Source organism: Acidiluteibacter ferrifornacis, assembly GCF_009909615.1.
Taxonomy (GTDB): Bacteria; Bacteroidota; Bacteroidia; order Flavobacteriales_E; family Vicingaceae; genus Acidiluteibacter; species Acidiluteibacter ferrifornacis.
The window spans coordinates 397,878-416,197 of record NZ_WWNE01000003.1 but is presented as its reverse complement, the minus strand read 5'-3'; the positions used below and the strand labels follow the sequence as shown (position 1 = coordinate 416,197).

The 18,320-nt window shown below is 36.2% G+C and carries 19 protein-coding genes and 1 tRNA gene; 10 read left to right on the top strand and 10 right to left on the bottom strand.

Annotated elements, in window-relative coordinates:
• Nucleotides 1–9: 9 nt before the first annotated feature.
• A complete protein-coding gene (locus GQN54_RS02005) occupies nt 10–195 on the bottom strand; it encodes a DUF6341 family protein (protein ID WP_160631435.1) in 186 nt (61 codons plus the stop codon).
• 81 nt (nt 196–276) lie between these two features.
• On the opposite strand from GQN54_RS02005, the gene GQN54_RS02000 reads away from it, so the two are divergent.
• The 3 genes from GQN54_RS02000 to GQN54_RS01990 all read left to right on the top strand — a co-directional run bounded on the left by GQN54_RS02000 (nt 277) and on the right by GQN54_RS01990 (nt 4,118).
• Nucleotides 277–1,260, top strand: coding sequence for a DUF6427 family protein (locus tag GQN54_RS02000; protein WP_160631433.1), 984 nt, complete (start codon nt 277–279; stop codon nt 1,258–1,260).
• 60 nt (nt 1,261–1,320) lie between these two features.
• On the top strand, nt 1,321–2,013 hold the full coding sequence (gene purQ, locus GQN54_RS01995; protein WP_160631431.1) for a phosphoribosylformylglycinamidine synthase subunit PurQ: 693 nt from the start codon (nt 1,321–1,323) through the stop codon (nt 2,011–2,013).
• Nucleotides 2,014–2,177: 164 nt separating this feature from the next.
• A complete protein-coding gene (locus GQN54_RS01990; protein ID WP_160631429.1) occupies nt 2,178–4,118 on the top strand; it encodes a tetratricopeptide repeat protein in 1,941 nt (646 codons plus the stop codon).
• A 141-nt stretch (nt 4,119–4,259) separates the two neighbouring features.
• On the opposite strand, the gene nadD is transcribed toward GQN54_RS01990, so the two are convergent.
• From nadD to GQN54_RS01965, 5 genes are all read right to left on the bottom strand, one after another.
• Nucleotides 4,260–4,835 carry a nicotinate (nicotinamide) nucleotide adenylyltransferase gene (nadD, locus tag GQN54_RS01985; protein ID WP_160631427.1) on the bottom strand — a complete coding sequence of 192 codons (576 nt, stop codon included), beginning with the start codon at nt 4,833–4,835 and terminating at the stop codon, nt 4,260–4,262.
• Nucleotides 4,836–4,837: 2 nt separating this feature from the next.
• Nucleotides 4,838–5,404, bottom strand: a complete 567-nt coding sequence (gene gmk / locus GQN54_RS01980; protein ID WP_160631425.1) for a guanylate kinase — start codon at nt 5,402–5,404, stop codon at nt 4,838–4,840.
• A 3-nt stretch (nt 5,405–5,407) separates the two neighbouring features.
• Entirely contained in the window at nt 5,408–6,283 is an 876-nt protein-coding gene (locus GQN54_RS01975; protein WP_160631423.1) for a YicC/YloC family endoribonuclease, read from the bottom strand.
• A 139-nt stretch (nt 6,284–6,422) separates the two neighbouring features.
• Entirely contained in the window at nt 6,423–7,211 is a 789-nt protein-coding gene (locus tag GQN54_RS01970; protein WP_160631421.1) for an alpha/beta fold hydrolase, read from the bottom strand.
• A gap of 51 nt (nt 7,212–7,262) precedes the next feature.
• Complete coding sequence (locus tag GQN54_RS01965; protein WP_160631420.1) at nt 7,263–8,552, bottom strand: aminopeptidase P family protein; 1,290 nt, start codon at nt 8,550–8,552, stop codon at nt 7,263–7,265.
• A 237-nt stretch (nt 8,553–8,789) separates the two neighbouring features.
• Between GQN54_RS01965 and GQN54_RS01960 the strand changes: the two genes are divergently transcribed.
• The 5 genes from GQN54_RS01960 to GQN54_RS01940 all read left to right on the top strand — a co-directional run bounded on the left by GQN54_RS01960 (nt 8,790) and on the right by GQN54_RS01940 (nt 14,742).
• Nucleotides 8,790–9,563: a succinate dehydrogenase cytochrome b subunit gene (locus GQN54_RS01960; protein WP_160631418.1), complete on the top strand. Its 774-nt coding sequence runs from the start codon at nt 8,790–8,792 to the stop codon at nt 9,561–9,563.
• Between the two features lie 33 nt (nt 9,564–9,596).
• A complete protein-coding gene (locus tag GQN54_RS01955) occupies nt 9,597–11,603 on the top strand; it encodes a fumarate reductase/succinate dehydrogenase flavoprotein subunit (RefSeq protein ID WP_160631416.1) in 2,007 nt (668 codons plus the stop codon).
• 9 nt (nt 11,604–11,612) lie between these two features.
• Nucleotides 11,613–12,380, top strand: coding sequence for a succinate dehydrogenase/fumarate reductase iron-sulfur subunit (locus tag GQN54_RS01950; RefSeq protein WP_235932942.1), 768 nt, complete (start codon nt 11,613–11,615; stop codon nt 12,378–12,380).
• A gap of 296 nt (nt 12,381–12,676) precedes the next feature.
• Entirely contained in the window at nt 12,677–13,933 is a 1,257-nt protein-coding gene (locus GQN54_RS01945) for a methionine aminotransferase (RefSeq protein ID WP_317163928.1), read from the top strand.
• On the top strand, nt 13,933–14,742 hold the full coding sequence (locus GQN54_RS01940) for an amidohydrolase (protein ID WP_160631414.1): 810 nt from the start codon (nt 13,933–13,935) through the stop codon (nt 14,740–14,742). The genes GQN54_RS01945 and GQN54_RS01940 overlap by 1 nt, the downstream gene beginning before the upstream one ends.
• On the opposite strand, the gene pth is transcribed toward GQN54_RS01940, so the two are convergent.
• Genes pth through GQN54_RS01925 form a run of 3 tightly spaced genes read right to left on the bottom strand, consistent with a single transcriptional unit; the run spans nt 14,729 to nt 16,905 of the window.
• Nucleotides 14,729–15,292: an aminoacyl-tRNA hydrolase gene (gene pth, locus GQN54_RS01935; protein ID WP_160631412.1), complete on the bottom strand. Its 564-nt coding sequence runs from the start codon at nt 15,290–15,292 to the stop codon at nt 14,729–14,731. The two genes, GQN54_RS01940 and pth, sit on opposite strands and share 14 nt — an antisense overlap.
• Nucleotides 15,293–15,309: 17 nt before the next feature.
• Entirely contained in the window at nt 15,310–15,936 is a 627-nt protein-coding gene (locus GQN54_RS01930) for a 50S ribosomal protein L25 (RefSeq protein ID WP_160631410.1), read from the bottom strand.
• 36 nt (nt 15,937–15,972) lie between these two features.
• Nucleotides 15,973–16,905 carry a ribose-phosphate pyrophosphokinase gene (locus GQN54_RS01925; protein WP_160631408.1) on the bottom strand — a complete coding sequence of 311 codons (933 nt, stop codon included), beginning with the start codon at nt 16,903–16,905 and terminating at the stop codon, nt 15,973–15,975.
• Between the two features lie 166 nt (nt 16,906–17,071).
• Here GQN54_RS01925 and GQN54_RS01920 point away from each other — a divergent pair.
• Together GQN54_RS01920 and GQN54_RS01915 are read left to right on the top strand one after the other, a co-directional pair.
• Nucleotides 17,072–17,153: transfer RNA gene (locus tag GQN54_RS01920), tRNA-Leu, on the top strand.
• An 87-nt stretch (nt 17,154–17,240) separates the two neighbouring features.
• Entirely contained in the window at nt 17,241–17,846 is a 606-nt protein-coding gene (locus GQN54_RS01915) for a trimeric intracellular cation channel family protein (protein WP_160631406.1), read from the top strand.
• 12 nt (nt 17,847–17,858) lie between these two features.
• Here the strand turns inward: GQN54_RS01915 and GQN54_RS01910 are convergent, their stop codons facing one another.
• Nucleotides 17,859–18,293 (bottom strand): response regulator, encoded by a 435-nt coding sequence (locus tag GQN54_RS01910; protein WP_160631405.1) that lies wholly within the window; start codon nt 18,291–18,293, stop codon nt 17,859–17,861.
• Nucleotides 18,294–18,320: the final 27 nt, after the last annotated feature.

The window sequence follows — 18,320 nt, the reverse complement described above, 5'->3', positions numbered from 1 at the left end:
ATTTGAAGATTATTCGATAGAACCTTCTTGTTTTGCTTTTTTCTTGTACTTGCCTAATTCAATCATCCAATACACTAAGCTCGCAAATATTATTAAAATGAAGATTATATTAGGGATGTTCCCTAAAGGAGGTAAAATTTCAAAAGTTGCCTCTAATAAATCTCCTAAACCGTATACTAAATCATTCCAAGTCATAATCTATTGCTAATAAAATTCCCCACAAAAGTAAAAATAAATACTTTTAGAAAAAATGCTTTTAAAAGAAAACAGTAAATAATGATTTTTAATTTAATAAAATCACGTCAACCTATTAACTATATCTTATTTCCTATAATAGTTATTGCGCTTTGGTTTCCATCATTTTTAAGTGCCCCTCCTCATCAATTTTCTAATTTAATGCCCTTATATGAGCTATTGATGCAATTTATTGGTGATGGGACAATTTTCTCGTTGGTAATTGGAATTTTACTAGTAGTAATCGAAGGATTTTTATTGAATTACATCATTGATTTGCATAAAATCTTACCCGAACGAAACAATCTGGTGGCTTTCTTTTATGTTATTTTTTGTAGTATTCACACTGCATTTTTGTATCCTAATCCGGTAATTGTCGCCAATTTGTTTTTGATACTGGCTTTAGGTCAATTGTTAAAGATATATAATCAGAGAAATGTATTAAAAGAAGTTTTTAACGCTAGTCTGCTTATAGGAGTGGCTTCCTTGTTTTATTTCCCCTCACTTTTTTTAGTAGTTCTGATTTGGTCCGCATGTATAATTATTCGTCCATTTGAATGGAGAAACTACATTGTTTCATTGTTTGGCCCAATTCTAATTGGGCTATGGTTGGCTAGCTATTATTACCTAAATGATCAAGTACCAAGTTTAGTCCTAAAGTATAGTGAGTTTAATAATTATTCATATGGATTAACTATTTCCGGTTTTTCATATGTAGTTCTTGCCTTATTGCTCATTCTTGCGATTGTTTCATTCAGCTCATTGTTGAGAGGGTTGAGTAAAAATACCGTGAGAGTAAAGAACTTATTAAGAATAATAGTGGTTTATTTTTTATTAAGCGTAGTGTCTTTTTTTATAACAACTCATGACTATTTTTCAACTTATTCTTTAGTTTTAGTGTCATTCGCGGTCTATACTGCCAATTATTTTGATTATTTAAAACGATATTGGGTAGGAAATGCACTTATCATTTTATTGCTATTGTTGGTTTTGTACAATAATTACCGTTTAGTGGGATTGATATAACATTTCTTTTTGCTCCTCCAATCTTTTCAATTAATTTTGCAGCACACAAAAAATAACGATATGAAATTCGGTGTAATTACTTTCCCAGGCTCCAATTGTGATGCTGACATGATTTATGTTTTAGAATCACTATTTAATCAAAAAGTAGAACGTCTATGGCACAAGGACACCGACTTGAAAGGAGTTGATTTTGTGATTTTGCCTGGTGGTTTTTCCTATGGTGATTATTTAAGAAGTGGTGCTATAGCAAACTATTCGCCAATTATGACCGAAGTAGTGAAGCATGCAGAAAAAGGAGGGTATGTAATGGGAATCTGTAATGGATTTCAAATTTTATGTGAATCTAAGTTGTTGCCAGGAACATTGTTGCACAACAATAACCAAAAATTTATTTGCAAAAACATCCACCTGAAAGCAGATAACAATGCGTCAATTGTAAATGCTCATATTGATACTAAGCAAGCATTAAAAATTCCTATCGCTCACGGAGAAGGAAGATACTTCGCTTCTGAAGAAACAATTGCCGAATTGAATGCAAACAATCAGATAATTTTTCGCTACTGCGATGAAAATGGAGATATTACAGAAGAGTCTAATCCAAACGGCTCTCTAGAAAATATTGCAGGTGTTTGTAACGCAGGTAAGAATGTATTTGGAATGATGCCTCACCCAGAACGAGCAGCTGATGCTGAATTGGGTAATGTAGATGGTGCATTAATTTTCGAATCTATTCTTGGTTTAATCAAAGCTTAATTTACGGCTTCCGTATTTTTTAATTTACTCCAGTAAACCTTCCTTAGCGGATTGGATTTGGACGCTAGTTTTCTTATTCATACCTGTGACTTTCAAAAAAATAAACTAATTTGGATTTTGTTGTATACCCTTGTGAATATACAACTGAATAAAATCAATGCCCTATGGCGTCCAAATTCAAAAGGAATAAGTCTCAGATGGAGAGTCGTCCAATAATGGATTTTCAATCCTTAATTAAGGAGGATAAGTGGTTGATTACAAGTGTTCTTGTGGTTGTAATATTAACTTTTGTTACTTACCGAGGAGCACTAGATAACGACTTCGTGGACTGGGATGACTATGCATATGTTGTAGAGAACGATTTAGTTCGTTCGGTTACAGATATGGATGCTTTTAAGCATGCAACCAAAGCGAAAACCACGATTGTAAACAGAGATCCAGCTCCACTACAAACCACAGTAGGAGATGTTTTCCAACGGATTGTTTCCTTAAACTATCACCCATTGACTGTTCTAACTATGCGTTGGAATAACAATGTTTGCCCAAATTGTTACGAAGGAATTTCTGCAAAGCCATTTATTAAGTGGAACTTAATTCTACATATTCTGAATAGTATTTTGGTATTGCTCCTCGTTTATTGGTTGAGCAAGAAGAATATATTCGCTAGTGTGGTTGTTGCTTTGCTATTTGCGTTGCACCCCATGCATGTTGAATCCGTAGTTTGGGTATCCGAGCGAAAAGATGTGCTGTATACTTTTTTCTTTCTAGCGGCATTGTTGAGTTACGGTAAGTATTTAGATCAAAAACATTGGAAGTGGTTAGGGCTAACTTTTGTGCTATTTATTTTGTCTTGTTTATCGAAAGCAATGGCAGTGGTTTTGCCAATTGTAATGTTGCTGATGTGGTTTTGGAACGACAACTCTAAAACACCTTTTGAATCTTTGAAGAAAACGTTGCATCCTCGAACTGTTCTGCATACCCTACCTTTTTTTGGCGTTGCATTGCTGTTCGGTTTAATTGCTGTTGACGTTCAAAGTGGCGGAGACTTTTATGGACTATTTGAAAAAGGGACAAGGACTGTGGCAATAAATGATTTTGATACATTTTCTATCTTACAGCGTTTTCAATTCGCTAGTTATGGGTTTTTAGAATACATCATCAAATTCTTTATCCCAAAAGAGTTAAGTACATTTTATCCTTATCCTGAGCAAGCGACCTATGATACAAGCTTATATTTTAGAGTTGCTCCGATAGTTGTTGCGATTATTTTAGGGTTGGCATTGTACAGTATCAAATTCACGAAAAGTATTGCGGTTGGCGTTGGCTTTTTTGTGACTACAGTAATTCTAGTGTTGCAATTTGTTTCTGTCGGTATGGTGATTATGGCTGATCGATATTCTTACCTGCCATACATAGGATTGGCGTTTATGTTAATAATGTTGATTCAAGAATACATGCCAAAAAATAAGCAGAAGGTAACTTATATTGTTGTGATTGGGTTGACATTACTGTTCATTCCGATTACCATGAGACAAGTAGAAACCTGGCAAAATAGCGAAGTACTTTGGACCAATGTGATAGAATTGAATAGACTAAAGAACGGATCTTTGCCGAGAAATATAGAGCAACCATTGAGTAATCGAGGGAATTATTATGGTAAGAAATCTGAACGTGCTAAGACGCAACAAGAGAGCAATCTATTCGTTGAAAAAGCATTTAATGATTTTCAAATGGCTGCGAATCTAGGTTCTGAGCGACCTGAGGTTTATGAAGGGATTGGGAATGCTTATGGTATGAAAGGAGAATTTGCTAAAGCATTAGAAAATTATTCGATCGCATTAAAGTTTGCTCCTAAAAGAGGTTCCATCTATTTTAACCGAGGAGTGACTTATAGTATTTTAAAAAATCCTGAAATGGCCATAGAAGATTATAACAAAGCACTTCAATATACTCCAGAAATCGCACCTCAAGTTTATACAAATAGGGGTTTGGCTTATATGGAGTTGGGGCAGAATGAGGCTGCAATCACTGATCTCAAAAAAGCATTGCAATACAATCCCAACAATGAAATGGTCGAGGGGTACTTGAGACAGCTTGGGCAGTAAGAATAACTTAAGTGGTAGGTCTTTGTTATTGATGTGTCATCCAAAAGGGATGAAGCATAGTAGGTTAATTGAAAAATGCTTTCGTGAACTTGAAGGGACAAATACTGTTTTGTGAATTAGTATAGAAAATGGGTGAGTAACCTAACGATACAACCCCATATCATCAATATAAGCCGCTACATCTTTCGGCATATAGTGGTTGACATTCTTCCCTTCTTTAATGGCTTTTCTAATAAAGGACGAACTAACCTTCATAATAGGAGCATCCACATAAGTAACCTTAAAATGGTTTCTTAATTCACCGCCATCGTTAGCTTCCATTCGTGGGTAAACATAGATTTCGTGATGTTCTAAAATGTAGTCGTGGTTTTTCCACTTGTGAAAGGAATTGAGGTTGTCTGCACCCATAATTAGTGCAAATTCATGCTCAGGAAACTTTTCTTTTAAGTACGCCAACGAATCAGAAGTGTAGTTGGGTTGAGGTAGTCTAAACTCGATGTCAGAACCCCTCAGGCGCAAATCGTCACCGATGGCTAGATTCACTAAATGCAATCGGTCAAAATCTTTCAGCATGGACTCTTTTTGCTTGAATGGATTTTGTGGAGTTACCACCATCCAAAGTTGATCCATGTCAGTATATTCTACCATATAGTTGGCAATCACCATGTGCCCAATATGCACAGGGTTGTAGGTTCCAAAAAAAAGTCCAATCTTCATGATTAATCGATAAAATTACGAACCAACGATTTAGCTTCTTCACAAGCTTCTTCTAAATGTTCGTTTACAAGAATTACATCAAATTGGTCCGCTGTTTTTAATTCCTGTTCTGCTTTTCCAATTCGTTTGGCCAAACGATCTTCAGTTTCAGTTGCTCGTCCTCTCAATCGGGCTTCTAATTCCTGAATTGATGGAGGCATCACAAAAATGGCCAATGCTTTGTCTCCAAAGTATTTTTTAAGGTTTAATCCTCCTACCACATCTACATCAAAAATGACATGATGGCCCTCTTGCCAGATGCGCTCAATTTCTTTTTTCAATGTACCATAATAGTGATCTGTGTATACTTCTTCCCATTCAATAAACTCATTTCGATTGATTTTATTTTTGAAGTCGTTTATGGAAAGGAAATAGTAGTCCTTTCCGTCGGTTTCATTCACTCGCCTTTCACGCGTACATGCTGAAACAGAAAATCGTAAAGCTTTTATTTCTTCTAATAACCGCTTTACAATGGTGGTTTTGCCTGCGCCTGATGGTGCTGAAAATATGATGCATTTACCTTCTTGCATTCGCTATAGGGTGTTTAATACTTGTTCTTTAATTTTTTCTAATTCGTCTTTCATTGCTACAACTAATTTCTGAATATTAGAATCATTGGCTTTAGAACCTAGAGTGTTGATTTCACGACCCATTTCTTGACTAATGAAACCTAATTTTTTCCCTTGTGCACCTTCTTCATTCATCGTCTCAATGAAGTATTCGCAATGTCCTTTCAACCTTACTTTTTCTTCCGTAACGTCGAACTTTTCCATGTAAAACACCAGTTCTTGCTCCAAGCGATCTTTGTCGTAATTATCTGCACTAATCAATTCATCCAAATGCTTGGTGATTCGCTCACGAACAGTCTTGATTCTATCCTCTTCATAAAGTTTTACATCTTCCAACAATTGAGAAATAGTGGTAACACGAAGTGTAAATTCTTCTTTTAAAGTATCTCCTTCTTGCTGACGGAAGGCTTCTAATTCTTTCACTGCTTCATTAATTACACTAACTACTTCTTTCCATTCGCTTTCGTCTAATTCCTTGGTCTCAGTAACCATAACTTCAGGCAAACCGCAAACTAGTCGAATTAAATCTGAAGGGTCAGTGTCACCCAATTCAGTTTTCAGTTTTTTTAGAGTGTGGTAATGGGACTTAAACAGTTTGGTATTTATACTTAAACGACTGGAGTCATCTTGATTTTCTGTAGTTAAAATTAAATCCACTTTCCCACGTTGTAACAGATTGCTCAACATAGAACGAACCTCTAATTCCTTCTCACGGTATATAGATGGTAGTTTTACATTCAAATCCATTCCTTTGCTATTCAAGGATTTAATTTGAACCGTTATTTTTGTACTCCCTAAATCTTTAGTGGCTTTACCATAGCCTGTCATTGATGTAACCATATACCTTATTGTATTTGAGCGGCAAAGTTACAATTTCTCGGTGGGATATGAGAAGGGAGTGTACTTGATGTTGGAATTGATCTTTATTGAATTGTACTTTTCTAGAAAAGTCTATGAAGGTTTACTGCTAGATGAGTATTTAAACCCCTTTTAAAAAACGCATTAACAATGTTTCAAACATTATTCGATCTTCTAGAAAAGGCATATGACCAATGTCTTCCATAATTTCCAAGACACAATTTTCAGGTAGTTCGCTTTGTTCTTTTAACCATTGTACTGGAATGATAGCATCCTTTTCGCCTGCAATTATTAAAACTGGGTATGGTGCGAATTTTAGAACAATTTCTCTTTCATATCGGTCGCGCATCCCACTAAGTGCAGCTATGGTTCCTTGAATACTCGTATCATGTGCCATCTTTTTAATTTTGTTGATGGCTCTCATATGGTTTTTTTGCTCCGTATTGAAAAGAGGTGGAATGGCAGCTTCAACAAATAGGTTTTTCTTAGTTTTAACCAATTGAATAGCTTTCGTTCGATCTATTTTTTTTTGTTTATTGTCGGCTCGTGCATTACTGCAAATTAAACTTAACGAATAGATCTTATCTGCATATTTTTCGGCAAATGCTAGCGCAACATATCCGCCCATAGAATGACCAACTAAATGGCATTTTCTTTTGTTGAGGTGTTTTAGTAATTCGTTAACTACGTCTGCCATCAATTCCATCGAATGAACATATCCTAAACACGGAGAGCTCCCATGTCCAGGCAGGTCAATAGCAACGACCATGAAGCTATTGGTTAGAAAAGAAATGGTGTTATTCCAGATGGATTTATTCTCTAAAAATCCGTGTAGCAAAATAACCAAAGCTCCCTTGCCTTGACAGCTGTAGCTAATTTCTTCGTTTTTATATGTAAAGGTTTTCTGCATAAAAATAGGGAGCATAAAAATATGCTCCCTTTCTTAATAAATCAATGTTTTTTAAGAATTCATTGCTGCTTCAATATCATCTGCTTCAATTGGAATATGTGCCATTAGGTTTTTCAACCCGTTCTCTGTCACTAAATAATCGTTCTCTAACCGGATTCCTAAATTCTCTTCGCGGATATAAATTCCTGGTTCAATTGTAAAAACCATTCCTGCTTCTATTGGAGCTGTCCAACTACCTACATCGTGCACATCTAAGCCAATGTAGTGTGACGTTCCATGCATGAAATACTTCTTGTAAGCTGGCCAATTTGGATCTTGATTGTCAATGTCTTCTTGAGTGATTAGGCCCAATTTAATCAATTGCTTTTCCATCAGGTGACCCACTTGTTCATGATAATCAGGTAAAGTGATTCCTGGTTTTAAAATGGATTCACAACCTTTCATTACTTCCAAAACAGCATTATAAACCTCTTTCTGTCTAGTTGTAAATTTCCCACTTACTGGGATCGCTCTAGTTAGGTCAGAAGCGTAGTTGCCATATTCAGCACCTATATCCATCAAAATAACTTCTCCATCTTTACACTCTTGGTTGTTTTCTATGTAATGCAATACACAAGCATTAAAACCAGACGCAATAATTGGCTCGTATGCAAAACCTCTTGAACGGTTGATTAAGAATTCATGCATTAATTCTGCTTGAATCTCATATTCCATAACACCTGGCTTGATGAATTTTAAAACTCTATCGATAGACTTAGCCGTAATGTTACAAGCAGTTTGCATCATTGCTATCTCTTCTGGTTCTTTTACGCTTCTCAGGTAAGACAGAATGGGTGCGGTTCGCTCATAATTGTGTAATGGATACTCTTTCTGACACCAGTCACGGAAGCGGTCGTCCCTTGTTTGAACTGGATTGCTCGCTCTCAGGTGTTCGTTGTCTGATAGATAAACATGATCGGCCTCAAAAATCATAGTCTTGAATACTTTTTCAAAGTCTTCTTTCCAATACACTGTTTCGATTCCAGAAGTTTCAAATGCTTTCTCTGCTGATAATTTTTCACCTTCCCAGATCGCTATTTCAGGACTTGTTTTTTTCAAGAATAAAACCTCACGATGTTTAGGATTAGGGCAGTCAGGATACAAAACTAAAATAGACTCTTCCTGATCTACTCCAGAAAGGTAGAATAAGTCATTGTTTTGCCTAAAAGGCATAGTGCCATCGGCATTGGTTGGCATGATGTCATTGGAATTCAATACAGCAATTGCATTCTTTTTCAATCTTTTAACAAATTTGGCTCTGTTTTTTACAAATAGCTTTGCGTCGATTGGTAAGTATTTCATGTAACAAAAATTTTTCGTGTTCATACAAAGATAGGAAAGCACTAAACGCTGCACCAATTATCCGTGGATTAATTTCAAATTCAAGGATGAACCAAAAAGCCATAGAAGTGTTATTATATCCACTATTAAGAATCTGTCTAAATAAAATATTAAGCGAAACGAATATTGGTAAAAAGGTGTTAAGGATTTACCTTTGCTTCTCTTAAATTAAATTTAATTCACAAAACAAAGTTCTATATGAGCGAATCACGAGGGTTATTAAAATCGCACATCGTTAAGAAGTATTGGATGGCTTTTACTGGTCTATTCTTAATACTTTTCCTTACGGGTCACTTAGCTGGAAACCTACAGCTATTTATGTCTGGTTATGCAGGTCAGTTGCAATTCAACGAGTATGCAGTATTTATGACCACCAATCCAGCAGTGAAGTTATTATCTTATGTTACTTATTTGAGTATCATTTTTCACGCAATTGATGGGATGATGATAAGTATAGCAAACAAAAAAGCGCGTCCTATTAGTTATGCTTATAGCAGGCCAGAAAAAAATTCGATTTGGTCTTCCAGAAATATGGGAGTGTTGGGAACCATTATCTTGGTTTATATTGTGGTTCACATGCAGAATTTCTGGTACGTTTATAAATTCGGTTCTACACCCTTTATGATGAACGAGGCAGGGAACGCACCTTTGTTGCAAGATGGTACTGCTGTTGCCGGTGGATTAATTGAAAACGGTTCTGTTTTTCTAAATGGAGAAAATGTTGGAGTTGCAATGAAAGACTTGCACACAATTGTAGTTGATGGATTTACCAATCCAATACTAGTTGGGTTTTATGTTTTAGCAATGATTGCTTTAGGCTTTCACTTGGTACATGGTTTTTCTAGTGCATTCCAATCATTAGGATTAAATCATCCGAAATATAATCCAATTATACGAAAAGTAGGATATGCTTATGCTATCGTAGTTCCTGCAATATTTGCATTAATTCCTGTTTACATGTTTTTCATGTAATTCAAGAAATTATTCAACACAAAAGATTTGAAGATGAAATTAGATTCTAAAATACCAGAAGGTCCATTAAAAGATAAATGGACCAATTATAAAAATAATATCCGATTAGTCAATCCTGCTAATAAAAGAAATATTGATGTTATCGTTGTGGGAACTGGATTAGCAGGAGGTTCTGCTGCAGCTACATTGGCTGAGCTTGGGTATAATGTGAAAGCATTCTGCTATCAAGATTCTCCTCGTAGGGCACACTCTATTGCTGCTCAGGGAGGTATTAATGCCGCAAAGAATTATCAAGGTGATGGTGACTCAACCTACCGATTGTTTTATGATACCATAAAAGGTGGTGACTATAGATCAAGAGAAGCAAACGTTTATCGTTTAGCCGAGGTCTCTGCAAACATTATTGATCAGTGTGTGGCGCAAGGAGTGCCTTTTGCTCGTGATTATGGTGGATTGTTAGACAACCGTTCTTTTGGGGGTGTATTGGTATCACGAACATTCTACGCTAAAGGACAAACTGGTCAACAGTTATTGTTAGGAGCTTACTCAGCAATGAACAGACAAATTGCGAAAGGTAAAATTGAGATGTTTAATCGTCACGAGATGTTAGATGTTGTAATTGTTGATGGAAAAGCCAGAGGAATTATTGCAAGAAACTTAGTGACAGGAGAAATTGAAAGACATTCTGCTCATGCAGTAGTTATTGGCTCTGGAGGATACGGAAACGTATTTTTCTTGTCGACCAACGCAATGGGATCAAACGTAACAGCTTCATGGAAGATTCATAAGAGAGGAGCATTGTTTGCTAACCCTTGTTACACTCAAATTCATCCAACATGTGTTCCTGTGCATGGTACACAGCAGTCTAAATTGACTCTAATGTCAGAGTCTTTAAGAAATGACGGCCGGATATGGGTGCCCAAAAAGATTGAAGATGCTAAGGCGATACGAGAAGGGAAATTAAGAGCAAGAGATATTAAGGAAGAAGATAGAGATTATTACTTAGAAAGAAGATATCCATCTTTTGGTAACTTAGTTCCAAGAGACGTTGCCTCTCGTGCTGCAAAAGAAAGGTGTGATGCAGGATATGGAGTAGTTAATAACGATACTAATGAAGGGGTTTTCTTGGATTTTGCTTCGGCAATTCAACGATATGGAAAACAAGAAGCTCTTCTAAAAGGAATTCATAATCCATCGAAAGAGGAAGTAGAATCTTTAGGTAAAAAAGTGGTAGAGTCAAAGTATGGTAACTTGTTTGACATGTACAAACAAATTACTGCAGAGAACCCTTATGAAACTCCAATGAAAATTTATCCAGCGGTTCACTATACCATGGGTGGTGTTTGGGTGGATTATAACTTGATGACCACTGTTCCAGGTTTGTACGCTATAGGAGAAGCTAATTTTTCTGATCACGGTGCGAATAGATTAGGAGCTTCTGCTTTGATGCAAGGATTGGCCGATGGTTATTTTGTTTTGCCATACACCATAGGTGATTATTTGGCTGATGACATTAGAACAGGAAAAATTTCGACTGACTTGCCAGAGTTTAAAGAAGCGGAAGATAGTGTAAAGAGTATGATTGATACGTTTATCAATAATAAAGGAAAGCACTCGGTAGATTATTTCCATAAGAAGTTGGGACTAATCATGTGGAACAAAGTGGGTATGTCTAGAACAGCTTCAGGATTAAAAGAGGCAATTGAAGAGATTAAAGTATTGAGAGAGCAATTCTGGAAAGAAGTAAAAGTTCCTGGAACTGCAGATGAAATGAACCCAGAATTAGAGAAGGCGACACGAGTTGCAGACTTCTTAGAATTGGGTGAATTGTTTGCAAGAGATGCACTGGAAAGAGAAGAATCTTGTGGTGGTCACTTCCGTGAAGAACACAGAACAGAAGATGGTGAAGCGAAACGTGATGACGAAAATTTTGCATACGTAGCTGCTTGGGAATATACCGGACAACCATCAGAAGCGATCTTGCACAAAGAAGAATTAAAATTTGAAAATGTAGAACTGAAAACTCGTTCTTATAAATAATATACGATCATGGCTGCAGAAAAAGGAATGAATATAACATTAAAAGTTTGGCGTCAGAAAAACGGTCAATCTAAAGGAGCATTAGAAACTTACCAGATTAATGACGTTTCTCCAGATAGCTCTTTCTTGGAAATGATGGATGCCTTGAACGATCAAATCATTATGAAAGACGGTAGTCCCGTAGTATTTGATCATGATTGTAGAGAAGGGATTTGTGGTTCTTGTTCTATGTACATCAATGGACAGCCTCATGGGCCTGCACGTTTGGTGACTACTTGTCAACTGCATATGCGTGAATTTAAAGATGGTGAAACAATTTATGTGGAACCATTTAGAGCAAAGGCATTTCCAGTTATTAAGGATTTAGTAGTTGATAGAAGTGCTTTAGATAGAATTCAGCACGCTGGAGGATATATTTCTGTAAATACCTCAGGAAACACTCAAGATGCTAATGCTATTCCAATTGAAAAGGAAAAGGCGGATAAAGCATTTGATGCTGCTACTTGTATCGGATGTGGTGCATGTGTAGCAGCATGTAAAAATGCTTCTGCATCTTTGTTTATGTCCGCTAAAATCTCTCAGTATGCTTTATTGCCTCAAGGTCAAGTGGAAGCTAAAAATAGAGTATTGGCAATGGTAAAACAAGCTGAAGAAGAGGGGTTTGGTCCTTGTTCAAACACTGGTGCTTGTGAAATTGAATGCCCTAAAGGAATTTCTTTAGAAAATATAGCAAGAATGAACAGAGAGTATTTGTCTGCTTCATTGACTTCGAAGTAAGCGATTACAAACGATTATATTTAGAGCCTCATTCCATTTATGGAGTGGGGCTTTTCTATTTTCAGTTATTAGCTATTTTTACTACAGGATCTCCTCATTAGAAGTAGAAGGCATAAATCTTTTTGAAAAGTGAGAAGATTACTTAGATTAAATGGTTACTTAAAATGCTGAAATTAAGTTTGTAAACGCCAAAATCTTTAATATTACTACGGTTGTGGTACAATCTCCTTTATTTCATCAATTGAATTTTAAAGCAGTAGCTAATTTTTGGCAAGACAACTAATAGTTATTGTCCAATGGTCTGGCCATTAATGTGTAAAGAAGGAAAGTATTCTCATCAGAGAGCAGAGATTTCGAGTGGATTATTCATAATTTTGTCACCTATAATTAATAGTATGCCGCAATACAAAAATTCAGTCCATTCTAAATTGCCAAAAGTAGGTTTGACGATTTTTAGCAAGATGTCACAGTTGGCTAATGAGCACAATGCCATTAATTTATCGCAAGGATTCCCCGATTTCAGCTGCCATCCAAAGTTGATTGAATTAGTTCATCAATATATGCTGAAAGGCAGTAATCAGTATGCTCCAATGACAGGAGTAATGAGTTTGCGGGAAAGAATAGCTGAGAAAACAGAGATGTTGTACACTGCTAAATACAATCCTGAAACAGAAATCACGATTACAGCTGGTGCAACACAAGCCATATATACTGCTATAGCGGCTATGATTAATGAAGGTGACGAGGTGCTCATATTTACGCCTGCATATGATTGTTATGAGCCTGCAGTAGAGCTAAATGGTGGGCGTTCTGTTTTTGTTCAATTAAACGGTCCAGAGTATAAGATAGACTGGGATCATGTTAAGAAGTTGATTAATCAGCGGACTAAAATGGTGATTATTAATACACCACATAATCCAACAGGAACAATATTTAGCATGCAAGACATGCAGAAGTTAGAGAAATTACTGAGCGGAACTGATATTATTGTATTGTCTGACGAGGTGTATGAACATATTTTGTTCGATGGTTATGAACATCAGAGCGTTGCTCGATTTCCGAAGTTGGCCGACAGGAGCTTTATTGTTTCGTCCTTTGGCAAAACTTATCATACCACTGGGTGGAAAGTTGGCTATTGTTTGGCGCCAAAAGAATTGATGGTAGAATTTAGAAAGGCGCATCAATATACCGTGTTTTCTGTGAATACCCCTTTTCAATATGCGTTGGCTGATTTTATGAATGAAGCAGAACAATACCTAACGCTAGGTCAGTTTTATCAAGAGAAAAGAGATTTTTTTCTAGAGGCCATTAAAGGAAGTCGTTTTAAGTTTCATCCTGCTGCTGGAACATATTTTCAATCTTTATCTTTCGCAGATATAAGCGATGAAAAAGATACTGATTTTGCTATTCGATTAACCAATGATTTTGGCGTTGCTTCTATTCCTATTAGTGTTTTTTACAACATTAACCATGATGAAAAAATGCTTCGATTCTGCTTTGCCAAATCCAAAGATACACTGGCTCGAGCAGCCGAAATTTTAAATCGTATTTAATGAACAGTTTGACGGTCTCTTATTTGCAATTAAATTTAGTTTGGGAAAACTCCCGAGCCAATTTAATGCAGATAGAGAAGCAGTTGTCACTATTAGACCGATCAGTTGATTTGGTTGTTTTACCTGAAATGTTCAATTCAGGATTTTCAATGAATTCTTCCCAACTGGCTCAATCGATGGATGGTGAGTTGGTTAAGACAATGACCAATTTTGCAAAAGAATTTGATTTTGCAATCACAGGTAGCTTTATATGTCAAGAAGGTGGGAACTTCTTCAATCGACTATTATTTGTTTTTCCCGATGGCCAAATTGAGAAATACGATAAACGACATTTGTTTAGAATGGCAAACGAAACAGATTATTTTTCTCCTGGCAACAAACGATTAATCGTGAACTATAAAGGATGGAAAATTTTGCCATTAGTTTGTTATGATTTGCGCTTTCCTGTCTGGAGTAGAAATCAGTTTAAAGTAATAGGAAATAGAGTTAATTCGGAATATGATTTATTGATTTATGTGGCAAATTGGCCTGCAGCTAGGGTTACTGCTTGGGATAAATTATTGTTGGCTCGAGCAATTGAAAATCAAGTTTATGTAATTGGTGTAAATCGAACTGGGATTGACGGAAAAGGAATCGAGTATAATGGTCGTTCCACTGCAATTGATCCTAAAGGAGATTATTTAAAGGCCCCATCGAGTGAGGTGGTTATAGAATCTGTGATTCTGAGAAAAGATGCACTAGAAGACTTTAGAATGAAATTTCCGGTAGGTATGGATGCGGACTCCTTTCAGGTTATCACTTCCCATTAAAATCTGACATTACCCTTTGAACCGCAGTGGTAGTGAAAGCCAATATCATTTTTACAGTTTGCTCCAACCGTTCTGGTAAGTCCAATTGCTGCTCTTTTGTCCATTCGCCCAATACATATTGTACTTGTTGTCCGCGTCCAAAGTCACTGCCAACACCAAATCTAATTCTACAATAATCTTGAGTTCCCAGGGTTTGAAAAATACTCTTCAACCCATTATGACCACCATCACTACCTTTAGGTTTCAATCGAAGAACACCAAAATCCAATGCAATGTCATCAGTAATAATAAGGACTTTATCTAAAGGTATTTTTTCTTGTTGCATCCAATAATTCACAGCCTTTCCACTCAAGTTCATAAAAGTAGATGGCTTCAATAGAATAAGGGTTCGGCCTTTGTGTTTAACTTCAGCTACGTCACCTAAACGGTTAGTAACAAAAGAAGCATTGAACGCACTTGCAAGTGCATCCAATGCTTTGAATCCAATGTTGTGACGAGTATTTTCATACTCAGCCCCAATATTTCCAAGACCTACAATGAGGTATTTCATTGTAAGAAATTTTAAAATTATTCAGCGGCAGCTTCAGTAGCCTCTGCAGTAGCTTCAGCACCTTCTTCTTCCTCTTCTTCATCATCAGTATTAACTGCAACTCTAGAAGTTTTAACAGCTACAACTACTGCGTTTGGTGTATCAAGGAATTCAACTCCATCCATTTTGATATCTTGTACCTTAATAGATTGTCCAATTCTTAATTTAGTGATATCTACTTCAATTACATCAGGCATGTCTGAAGGAAGTGCCTTAGAAACTAATTTTCTTAATTTGTCACTTCTCTTACCACCATTTTTAATACCGATAGAGTTACCAACTACTCTTACAGGAATACCCATAGTCATTGGCTTATCTTCAAATACTTCGTAGAAGTCAATGTGGATAGGCTTATCAGTTACCGGGTGGAACTGAACATCTCTAATTACCGCTTTCACTTTCTTACCATCAAAGTTCAATTCAACAAGGTGAACTTCAGGAGTATTGATTAATTTACCAAAAGCAATTTCCTCAACCGTTAGGTGGGTGTTGTTTTCACCACCATAGAGAACAGCAGGAATATTTCCTTCTTTTCTCAATTGATTCAAGGCGCTTTTATTTCTTATGCTATCTCTTACAGAAGCTTCTAACGCTACAGATTTCATTTTACTACTTATTTACAAAAACGTTTATACTACTTTTTAAAAAATAAAGTATCCACTGATGGATTCATAATTGTGAACCTTATAGATCACTTTCGCGAATAAATCAGAAACGGATAATACTTTTATCTTTTTGCTTTCTTGCTTTAGCGGAATAGTATCAGTAACTATTAATTCCGTAAGCTTTGAATTTTCTATTCTATTATATGCTTCACCTGATAAAATAGCATGAGTACAAAATGCTCTTACGCTATTTGCACCTTTTTCTATCATAATATCGGCTGCTTTGGTCAATGTTCCCGCAGTGTCAATCATATCATCAACTAACAACACATCTTTTCCTTCTACATCCCCTATCAAAAACATTTGCTCAATCTTATTGGCCTCTTTTCGTTGCTTATAACAAACGACTACCTCAGTCTGTAAATGTTTAGCATAAGCATAAGCTCTTTTGGAACCACCCATATCTGGAGAGGCCATAATCAAGTTAGGAAGGTTTAAGCTCTTTATAAATGGGATGGAGATTGCAGAGGCAAATAAGTGATCTACAGGAACTTCAAAGAAGCCTTGAATTTGATCTGCGTGTAAATCCATTGTCATTACCCTAGTTACACCTGCTGCAGTAAGCATATTGGCAACCAATTTAGATCCTATTGGTACACGTGGAGAATCCTTTCTGTCTTGACGAGCAAAACCAAAATAAGGAATAACAGCTACAATTCTTCTTGCTGATGCACGCTTTGCAGCATCCACCATTAACAATAATTCAAATAAGTTATCGGTAGGAGGAACAGTACTCTGTACAATAAATACGTCAGCTCCACGAACAGATTCTTCTAATGAAGGTTGAAACTCTCCGTCACTAAATGTGCTAATAGATGCTTTCCCTAAATCAACTCCATAATTCTGAGCAATTTTTAAGGCCAAGTCTTTTGTAGCAGCACCTGAAAAAATTTTAACTTTTGACGACATCTTTATTTTCCTTCTTTTGTGAGCTTATTAAAGGGGTGCAAATTTATCAAATTAATTAAAGCATCACAAAAAATACACGATTGTTTATAAACTTTTTTTTGAAAATGTTTTATAGAGTCAAAAGTATTGAATAATTTCGCACTCTGTTTGAGTCTAAACACATCTTGCCCGGATGGCGGAATTGGTAGACGCGCTGGTCTCAAACACCTGTGCCTTCGGGCGTGCCGGTTCGACTCCGGCTCCGGGTACGAAGAAAAGCTCCTTGTCTTTCAGGCAAGGAGCTTTTTTATTTAGTAATTTCATCAACCACTTTTAGTTTGAATACACTCATCTCTATGAATCAAATTTTATTCTCTTTAGATCTAATTGGTACATTCGTGTTCGCCATAAGTGGAGTAATTTCTGCTTCGAAAAATAAATTAGACCTTTTTGGAGCTCTTTTTTTGGGTTTTATTACTGCAGTAGGTGGAGGAACAGTTCGTGATCTATTATTGGGAGTAGCTCCAGTAAGTTGGGTTAGAGACACCTATTATTTGTTCATTATTATTCTGGCAGTAGCGGTCACCTATTTATTCAAAAGGCACGTATTGAAATTACGGAAGACGCTTTTCTTTTTTGATACTGTGGGAATTGGGGTGTTTACAATTTTGGGATTGCAAAAAGCTTTAATTCTTGATGTTAGTCCAATTGTGGCCGTAATAATGGGCACTTTTTCTGCTGTGTTGGGAGGAGTTATACGTGATATTTTGGTGAATGATATTCCTCTTATTTTTAGAAATGAGATTTATGCGACCGCATGTATTATTGGTGCCTCTGTTTTTTTATTGCTTGAAAGATTTAATGTATCTTTTGAGGTAAATGTGGTAACTACAATTATGATAATTATTACCATTAGGCTAATCTCTGTTAAATATAAAATTGGCCTACCTAAAATTGAATAAGGAAATGTGGTGTTATACCACTAGACTTGCCTTCATGTTCCAGTATTCTTTAATGCATTTAATGGTTTCAACCAAATCGCTATAAAGGTCTGGCTTTGTAAAATAAGTGTTACTTCCTATTTTATAAGCTCTTGCGATGTCAGATTGAATATTAGAGGTTGTGAATATTAAAACTGGTATGTGTTTTAATGTTTCATCTTTCTGGATTTCACTCAATGTTTCCCAACCATTCTTTCTAGGCATATTTAAGTCAAGAAGTATTAAGGTAGGTTGAGTGGGTTGCTTCGCTTTTAAGAATGTCAATAGCTCTTCTCCATCATTAAAAAACTGGTGATCTCCACACCAACTATTTTCTTCAATAGCATTACGCATTAGCAACTGATCATCTAAATCGTCGTCAGTAATTAGTAAGCAAATCTGGTTGGAACTATTATTGTTTTTTAGCATACAGAATCAAAAAATCGTTTAGTAGGT

Coding starts and splice junctions, on each gene's coding strand:
- GQN54_RS02005 (WP_160631435.1), bottom strand. CDS start 195: ATGACTTGGAATGATTTAGTATACGGTTTAGGAGATTTATTAGAGGCA.
- GQN54_RS02000 (WP_160631433.1), top strand. CDS start 277: ATGATTTTTAATTTAATAAAATCACGTCAACCTATTAACTATATCTTA.
- purQ (WP_160631431.1), top strand. CDS start 1,321: ATGAAATTCGGTGTAATTACTTTCCCAGGCTCCAATTGTGATGCTGAC.
- GQN54_RS01990 (WP_160631429.1), top strand. CDS start 2,178: ATGGCGTCCAAATTCAAAAGGAATAAGTCTCAGATGGAGAGTCGTCCA.
- nadD (WP_160631427.1), bottom strand. CDS start 4,835: ATGAAGATTGGACTTTTTTTTGGAACCTACAACCCTGTGCATATTGGG.
- gmk (WP_160631425.1), bottom strand. CDS start 5,404: ATGCAAGAAGGTAAATGCATCATATTTTCAGCACCATCAGGCGCAGGC.
- GQN54_RS01975 (WP_160631423.1), bottom strand. CDS start 6,283: ATGGTTACATCAATGACAGGCTATGGTAAAGCCACTAAAGATTTAGGG.
- GQN54_RS01970 (WP_160631421.1), bottom strand. CDS start 7,211: ATGCAGAAAACCTTTACATATAAAAACGAAGAAATTAGCTACAGCTGT.
- GQN54_RS01965 (WP_160631420.1), bottom strand. CDS start 8,552: ATGAAATACTTACCAATCGACGCAAAGCTATTTGTAAAAAACAGAGCC.
- GQN54_RS01960 (WP_160631418.1), top strand. CDS start 8,790: ATGAGCGAATCACGAGGGTTATTAAAATCGCACATCGTTAAGAAGTAT.
- GQN54_RS01955 (WP_160631416.1), top strand. CDS start 9,597: ATGAAATTAGATTCTAAAATACCAGAAGGTCCATTAAAAGATAAATGG.
- GQN54_RS01950 (WP_235932942.1), top strand. CDS start 11,613: ATGGCTGCAGAAAAAGGAATGAATATAACATTAAAAGTTTGGCGTCAG.
- GQN54_RS01945 (WP_317163928.1), top strand. CDS start 12,677: ATGGTCTGGCCATTAATGTGTAAAGAAGGAAAGTATTCTCATCAGAGA.
- GQN54_RS01940 (WP_160631414.1), top strand. CDS start 13,933: ATGAACAGTTTGACGGTCTCTTATTTGCAATTAAATTTAGTTTGGGAA.
- pth (WP_160631412.1), bottom strand. CDS start 15,292: ATGAAATACCTCATTGTAGGTCTTGGAAATATTGGGGCTGAGTATGAA.
- GQN54_RS01930 (WP_160631410.1), bottom strand. CDS start 15,936: ATGAAATCTGTAGCGTTAGAAGCTTCTGTAAGAGATAGCATAAGAAAT.
- GQN54_RS01925 (WP_160631408.1), bottom strand. CDS start 16,905: ATGTCGTCAAAAGTTAAAATTTTTTCAGGTGCTGCTACAAAAGACTTG.
- GQN54_RS01915 (WP_160631406.1), top strand. CDS start 17,241: ATGAATCAAATTTTATTCTCTTTAGATCTAATTGGTACATTCGTGTTC.
- GQN54_RS01910 (WP_160631405.1), bottom strand. CDS start 18,293: ATGCTAAAAAACAATAATAGTTCCAACCAGATTTGCTTACTAATTACT.